Source organism: Robinsoniella sp. RHS (assembly GCF_001029355.1).
GTDB lineage: Bacteria > Bacillota > Clostridia > Lachnospirales > Lachnospiraceae > Robinsoniella > Robinsoniella peoriensis.
The window spans coordinates 1-7,510 of record NZ_JNGB01000220.1 but is presented as its reverse complement, the minus strand read 5'-3'; the positions used below and the strand labels follow the sequence as shown (position 1 = coordinate 7,510).

Below are 7,510 nucleotides of genomic sequence, written 5' to 3'. Positions count from 1 at the left end.
TCTTCTGCGTATACTGCATCCGGAGCGGCAACCGTCTTTTTCAAACTTTCCGAAAACGTTTCCAGAACAGGCAAAACATTTTCCTTTGATGCTTCTTTTGACTCCTCCTTCACAGCTTCCGGTACTGATTTCTTCACTTCCCCTGCAATCGCCACTTCCGGAACCTTCTCCTGACCTTCCGGAACAATTGCACCTTGTTTTGCAGCTGCCTTTTTAACTGTTCTTTTCTTCATAAATTCCTCCATTCACGCAGTACCGCACGAAAACCACTGCGCATAAGAATCCGGTACTTTGCAAATCCCATATCTCACTCCGGTTTCTTATATTCCTTTAGCTAATATGTTTACTGGTTACGAAACTATATGTATTATAGCAAAGTTTACGAGACTTTACCATTGTCAGATGTGGAGAAAAGCAGTAACTATGTATGGATATACAAACTTTTCTATATATTTATTTATAATCAATTAAAAACAGAGTGGGAACCAAACGGTTTCTCCACTCCTTATACACTAATGCACTACCCGGGTCAACAGATATTTCATTACTCATCTAATTCTTTTACCATATTCAGAACAAGGATATTCCAGTTAATAAATCCACCATTCATGACCGGCTCACCGGTAAATGGATTATAGTATTCATGCAGACTCCCCGTCTTCTCCAGGTCACTTCCTAACAAAATAAGAGTTCTTCTGCACATTTCTTTTGCCTCTTCCCTATAGCCATAATCTAGCATCCCCCTGAAAATTACATAATTGGCTACAATCCAGACCGGTCCCAACCAGTTAGAGGGATTATTCGTTGCTGAAAGATCAAACATCTTCTCATCCTTTGCCAGGGTAGTAATCCCATATGGAGTGGAAAAAGTTACCTCATCTTTCCAATGTTTTATTAACGACTCGGCCTGATCTTTAGTGGCAAATCCTGCCCACATTGGAATAAAACCGGACCACGTTCTGATTTTAATGGGAAGAGTCTTCCAGAATACGCCAAGGCCTTCGTGAAACCAGTCGTATTTTCTGGTTTTAATATCCACATCCACAGAATAAAAGAACTGATCCCTTACATCCCAGCATTCTCTTTGCACAGCTGCTGCCAGCTCTTTTGATTTATCCTGATAGTACCACCCTTCTTTCTCTTTCCCGGCAAACTTCATGATCTTTGCCATACATTGCAGCTCTCTTACCATAAAGCTGTTCAGGAAAATATTAGCCGTAGAAGACTTCGGCCGCCCAAAACTTGCCGGATCATTGTCCATTCCGATCATAATGTCATCGCACCAGACATACAGACCGCTGTTAGCAGAGTAATAGTTTTGATCATAGCAGGAAAAATACATTTTCAATCCATCCAGATACTCCATAATCCACCCATAATCTGACTGGTAATCACTAATCATACAGATCTGTCCACACAAAAACGGTTTATGCATATTCATCTTGACGCCGTCTTTATGTTTTAGGTTCAGATATGGCTCATCCCAATTTTTTGCCTCAATCATCATTGGGATATATCCATCTTCCAACTGATGATCCAGGAAATTCAAGATATTCCCCCTGGCATGCTGCATAATCCGATTTCTCAGATCCTCCTGAAAGGAATCCATCATCCCAAGCAGACCGTAAACTGACCAGTAAGTATCCCAGTCCCAGACATTCCCATCATACACGGAACCCGGATCAATAAATGGATAGCGAATAAAACTCCTTGGCTCTTTCAAAACCATTTCCACATTTTCTGCAATAAAGCTTCGTATTTTTTTTTCATATCCCCTATATATCTGCAGCTCATTCATTTCATCTCTTTCTTTACTCATAAGAATCTCCTTCCATACGTGTTTGAGTCTTTTATCCCTCTATTATCACTACTCTTTAACCTTTAATTGCTCCAGCCGTCATACCCTCAATTACTTTTTTATTTAGTATCAGATACATAATCAACATCGGAACCACGCACATGGAAACCGAAGCAAAGATTGCTCCCCAGTTCTTTGAACCAAACTCATCCTGAAAATATAACAATCCCGTTTGGACAGTTTTGAGAGAGGTGCTGCTGACAAAGGTCATAGAATATAAAAGGTCATTCCATTTAAAAAAGAACTGAATAACCAGGACCGTTATAATTGCATTTTTCATTAGGGGAACTACAATTCTCAGCAACAGATTATAGATTCCACACCCATCAATTACTGCAGCTTCCATAATCTCGTCCGGAAAAGACTTCAAATATCCGGTAACCAGATAAATAGAAAATGAAATTGCGGATGCCGTATAGACAATAATAAGGCAGGATCTTGTATTAATTAAATGTGCCTTTTGAAAAATCTGAAACAGGGGAATCAGAGAAGTTGCCATTGGAACCATAATTCCAAACGCAAAATAACGCTCCATATTTTTCTTCCACTTCCACTCCATTTTAGTAATTGCAAAAGAAATAGTTGTTGTAAAAATTACGATAAATATCAATGACAAAACCGTGTTTATCAAACTGTTCTTAAAAAATACCGCCATGTTTCCCCTGGTCCATGCGTCAATATAGTTTTGAATAAAAAATCCATCATTCAGTGCATATGCCGGTTTCGAAACAAATTCTGCCGGCTGCTTAAAAGATGCGGTAATCATCCAGAACAGCGGATAAATATTTATTGTAACAATTGCAATAATAATCAACCCGATCAATAAAGTTCTCACATTTTTTTTCACTTTTAAAGTCATTTTCCACGCCTCCTAACCTTTTCCTCTGATCCTTCAAACAAACGTATGACGCGGGAGCCAAATACGCAGACCAGGAAAATGAAAATAGCTATTACACTACCATAACCCGTTTTACTATAAGTAAATGCGGAATCATACATATACATGGACAGCGATTTTGTTGCTGAACCCGGTCCTCCCCCTGTAAGTGCCAGCGCAGATTCAAACATTTTTACCGTTCCTGTAAAGCTAAAGATAAGACAGGTAATTATCATTGGTTTCAACAGCGGCGCCAGTACAAACCGGAACATTGGAACGGATCTGCATCCGTCTATTCTGGAAGCCTCAATAATATCATCCGGAATATCAAGCAATGCACCATAAAAAATAATAGCGTAAAAACCTACAGCAACCCAGATATCCATTGCCGCCAGTGATCCCAAGGCGGTGGAAGCCTGACCAATCCACGGCTGTACCAGACTTTCAAGTCCCACTGCCTGCAGTAAACTGTTTAACAGGCCGTAATGTGGCTGTATTTCGTAAATCTTGGAAAAAAGCTGAGCTACGGCTACGGTTGGAAGCACCACGGGAAAAAATACAATGGTTCTAATAATTGTTGCAAAATGTTTTAGCCAGAACTTAAAAATTAATGCCATACACAATCCAAGCCCCACTTGCCCAAGCGTCACTATAGCAATATACTTTAAATTTACAATCAATGAGTTTGCAAAGTTCTTGTCAGAAAACAATCTTACATAATTCTTGAGTCCGGTAAACTCCCATTTAATCCCCGGTACCCCATCATATAATGTATAGTAGAAAGACCAGATAACCGGCAGGATGACAAACAGGCTGTATACCAGAAACCCGGGTCCTACAAACAATGCTATTGCCTTTTTATTACTCAATACCTTTTTCATTTTCTCACCTTACTTTCTTCGAATCTTTCTATTACAGAAAACAGGAATATCACCGGCATCAGCAAATTACTGTATGTTTCTGCCAACTGGATATGTATTCCCACCCTCGGCAGGAATGTGCCATATTCAGGTGATGCAGCAGTCTGCACTAATGAAATCTGGTCACATTCATACCGGTAAGCAGGAAGCAGATTAATTATCCTAATATTTCTGCTTTATTTCACATCATAAATATCCTGTAATGACTGGGTATACTCCTCAGCTGTCATATTTCCATTCATCAGCGACTGTACATTATCCTGAGCCACCTTTGATAATTCCGCAGGCATATCAGCCTCAAACCAGGTACTTGACCCCTTGACCTTCGCCATCTCATCTGCAACAAGTTGGGAGTATTTGTTTAAGGCCGCGGGTGGATTCTCAATTTTATATCCTTTAAGTGAACCCAGCTCATTAATGGCATAATCACCAATATGAGACACGAAATATTTTAGCCAGTCAGCAGTTGCATCATCAAACTTATCTTTATTAAAGCAAATAATCGTTCCACAGTTCATGGAATATTCCTCTGCTTTTCCAACTCCTCCTTCTACTGTCGGGATATTAAAGAACCCTATACCGTCTTCCCCCGCCGGATTGGTATCTGCAATTAACATATCCGTGTACCAGCTGCCATTGTAAATCATCGCTGCTTCTCCGGAAAGAATCATACTTGCAGCAGTATTCTGGTCTACCGTAGTTGCTCCAACCCCAAAATATCCCTTATCCACCATATCCTGCAGTATTTGTGCTCCCTCTGTAATGACCGGATCTGTATATTTTATTTCCCCTTTATAAGCCTTTCTCATAGTATCTACGCCGCCTTTTCTCATAACATAGGCATTAATAATCCGCGTAGCCGGCCACATATCTGCACCGCCCGTTGCAAAAGGCTGAATGCCGGCAGCCAATAATTTATCTGCCGCCTGCATCATCTCATCCCATGTAACCGGAGGAGTATCAATACCTGCTTTCTGAAATAATTCTTTATTATACCAGAATCCTTCAATATTCATTCCGAGAGGAAGATCATATAATTCCTCTGTTGATGTCATTCCGGTCAGAAAATCGACTGCTCCTTCATCAACCATGTCAAACACACCCAGATTTTTCAGCTCCGATCCAACATCCAGCACAAGGCCTGCATCAATTAAATCAATCAATGGAGTTCCTGCGTCATATGCAAACACATCCGGAAGGTCATTTGAAGCAGCCAGCGTGGTTACCTTCTGTCTAAGGTTGTCAGATGATACCAGTTCAAATTCATAATTAAAATTGGGATTTACTTCTTCCATATATTTTTTGGTCAGATCCACAAAAAGCTTTCCATTGTCTTTATCTTCTGGCCAAATTGATAAAATTTTAATGGTCTTTGATTCCTGAGAACCTCCTTTGTCACTACTGCCGCTTTCCTGTTTTTCTTCCTTTGCTGACACCGTTTCCTGCTTTGTATCCTTTGTCTCTTTCACTGCCTCTGTGTTGCTGTCTGAGCCGCCGCATCCTGCCAGTACACTTGAAACCATAGCAATTGATAACATACCTGCCAAAATCTTTTTCTTCATTTTGTTTCCTCCCAATATTGAATTTAAGTTTACAGTAATCTTGTGTAAATACACTAACTAATTTTAACTCCCGGGAATTTTATAGGTTCATGTTATCATCTAACATTTATACTTTCTAGTGCTAATATTTTCATTCATTGTTTAATTTTTTTATATTTCATTACATTTTATAGATTTTTATATGTATTTTAAATATTTTAAGTTGAAGATTTTATTATTATTTATTTAATTCTATTAACTCCATACATCAGGTTTATACATCTCTTTATACTCATTTGGCAGCATATGTTCATACTTTTTGAACACCTGACTGAAATAACGGTAGTCATGGTACCCTGCCTCCTCACTCACCTCTGTCACTTTCATCCCCTGACGGAGCAGCTCCTTAGCCTTTTCCATTCTGATTTTTGTAAGATATTTAATATAACTCATTTTTACGGTTTCTTTAAACAAGTTACTCAAGTATGCCGGATTCATCTTTACCGTATCCGCCAACTCATTTAAACCAATGTCCTCTCGATAATGTTCCTCTATATATTTCAACAGAATCGGAATCGTCTTATTCTTAGACATTCCTGATGTAATCTCAAGCCCCTCCCCAATTAGGTTGAAAGCTTCCCTCATATAATGAATAATCTGAGATTTCTCTTTCATCTGTTTTATTTCCACGTAAGGTACAATCTGCCTTTTCATCTCAAACTGAGGATTCTTTTTATGCAGAATCTCAAGTGCCACATAGATATTTTTCACGCATTCATCTCTGTACTCTTCCAACGAAATGCTCCAGTTCTGCCACTCTGCTAATCCCTCTTCGATGCATTGGCAAAGCTTCCTGTGATCCCCCTCCAGCATATAATTTGTCAATTCATCTGTCAATTTTTGAAAATCCTTAATATGCCTGTCCGAGCCTGATTTTTTTTGCTCCAGAAATTGACTGTATTCTTTTTTCAAATGCAGGCTCTCTTTAGCATTTTTTAAGGTATGAACTACCTTTTCCAATGTAATCGGTTTATCAATAAAGTCCAGTACCTTCAATGACAAAGCCTTTCTGGCATATTCAAATTCCCGGTAACCACTGATTACGATATATACCGTATCCGGCAATTCCTCCATGGTTTCCTCTATCAAAGATAGCCCATCCAACCCCGGTATCCGTATATCCGTAATTACTACATCTGGTCTCTTATCCCTTATAACTGCAATTCCGTCAATTCCGTTCTGTGCCGTTGCCACTACATCAAAATCAAGTTTGGTGCGCTCAATCATTGCCTTGACCGCTTCCAGCACAATTCTTTCGTCATCAATTACAACCAGTGTATTCATTTTTCCCCTCCTCACTTCTCGGACTATTTTCCCCAACCATAACTGGAATCCGTATCTCTACCTTTGTTCCAACTCCATATTCACTCTCCACCTGAATCCCGTACTCCTCTCCATAGAACAGATGAATCCGGTCAATCACGTTAGTAACACCAAATCCTTTCTTTATCTCTTCCACATCTTTCATCCCCACACCATTGTCGCTGATTGTAAAATAGATATCACCCTCAATCTGTTCCCCCTTTAATTCAATATAGCCTTTACCAATTTTAGGCTCCAGTCCATGATACATGGAGTTTTCAATAAATGGCTGTAAAATAAATTTAATCATAAATAGTTCCTCAATATCTTCTTCTATTTCCAGAATCAGGTCAAAACGCTGCTCATAACGAATATTTTGAATCGTCATGTATTTTTCGATATACTTAATTTCCTCCTGAATGTGAATCACCTGCTTACCATTATTCAAAGATATTTTAAAGGTATCCGATAAAGCTGATACCATGTCTGCTATCCGGTCTTCCTTATCAATCATAGCCATGCAATAAATAGAATCCAGAGTATTGTATAAAAAATGGGGATTAATCTGCGCTTGCAGCAGCTGCAGCTCCGCTTCTCTTTCTTTTACCTGAAGGGACAAGAGCTGCTCCTTTAACTCCAGATTATTGTTTACTGTCTCCTTTAACAGCCCTCCAATTTTACCTATTTCACTGTTATCAAATTTTTCAACGATGTGACGTTTTCCTTCTTTTACCTGATTAATGACGATTTCCAGCTTTCTAAGCGGTTTGTTAATCTTCTTGGAAATAAAATCAGAAATAAACGTACAGATTACCACCAAGGCTGCTGCAGCTATCAGGCTCACCATCCCGATATACGAACTATCCCGGCTCAAATCACTTTTTGCAATACCATTTACAATCTTCCAGCCGGTAACAGTATCTGTCCGGCTAGTAAACAAATATTGTGGATC

Annotated in this window: 7 protein-coding genes; all 7 read right to left on the bottom strand. The window is 39.2% G+C overall.

Annotated features, from left to right (window positions below; translation table 11 throughout):
• Positions 1–233, bottom strand: a 233-nt coding sequence (locus RHS_RS28830; RefSeq protein WP_047835147.1) for a hypothetical protein, incomplete at its 3' end; no start/stop codon positions are given.
• A 311-nt stretch (positions 234–544) separates the two neighbouring features.
• On the bottom strand, positions 545–1,819 hold the full coding sequence (locus RHS_RS28825; RefSeq protein ID WP_395023643.1) for a trehalase family glycosidase: 1,275 nt from the start codon (positions 1,817–1,819) through the stop codon (positions 545–547).
• A gap of 55 nt (positions 1,820–1,874) precedes the next feature.
• The gene (locus tag RHS_RS28820) at positions 1,875–2,717 is read right to left on the bottom strand and encodes a carbohydrate ABC transporter permease (RefSeq protein WP_081820337.1); all 843 of its coding nucleotides are present in this window, start codon (positions 2,715–2,717) and stop codon (positions 1,875–1,877) included.
• A complete protein-coding gene (locus RHS_RS28815) occupies positions 2,714–3,616 on the bottom strand; it encodes a carbohydrate ABC transporter permease (RefSeq protein WP_047835146.1) in 903 nt (300 codons plus the stop codon). Before RHS_RS28815 ends, RHS_RS28820 begins: the two co-directional genes overlap by 4 nt.
• Positions 3,617–3,831: 215 nt before the next feature.
• Positions 3,832–5,217, bottom strand: a complete 1,386-nt coding sequence (locus RHS_RS28810) for an extracellular solute-binding protein (protein ID WP_027295469.1) — start codon at positions 5,215–5,217, stop codon at positions 3,832–3,834.
• 234 nt (positions 5,218–5,451) lie between these two features.
• Positions 5,452–6,540: a response regulator gene (locus RHS_RS28805; protein WP_027295468.1), complete on the bottom strand. Its 1,089-nt coding sequence runs from the start codon at positions 6,538–6,540 to the stop codon at positions 5,452–5,454.
• A partial coding sequence (locus RHS_RS28800; RefSeq protein WP_047835145.1) for a histidine kinase occupies positions 6,518–7,510 on the bottom strand: 993 nt, incomplete at its 5' end. The genes RHS_RS28805 and RHS_RS28800, both read right to left, overlap by 23 nt.

Bases quoted from the DNA above. Each gene is read 5' to 3' on its own strand.
- RHS_RS28815 (WP_047835146.1), bottom strand. From the start codon at position 3,616: ATGAAAAAGGTATTGAGTAATAAAAAGGCAATAGCATTGTTTGTAGGA.
- RHS_RS28825 (WP_395023643.1), bottom strand. From the start codon at position 1,819: ATGAGTAAAGAAAGAGATGAAATGAATGAGCTGCAGATATATAGGGGA.
- RHS_RS28820 (WP_081820337.1), bottom strand. From the start codon at position 2,717: ATGACTTTAAAAGTGAAAAAAAATGTGAGAACTTTATTGATCGGGTTG.
- RHS_RS28810 (WP_027295469.1), bottom strand. From the start codon at position 5,217: ATGAAGAAAAAGATTTTGGCAGGTATGTTATCAATTGCTATGGTTTCA.
- RHS_RS28805 (WP_027295468.1), bottom strand. From the start codon at position 6,540: ATGAATACACTGGTTGTAATTGATGACGAAAGAATTGTGCTGGAAGCG.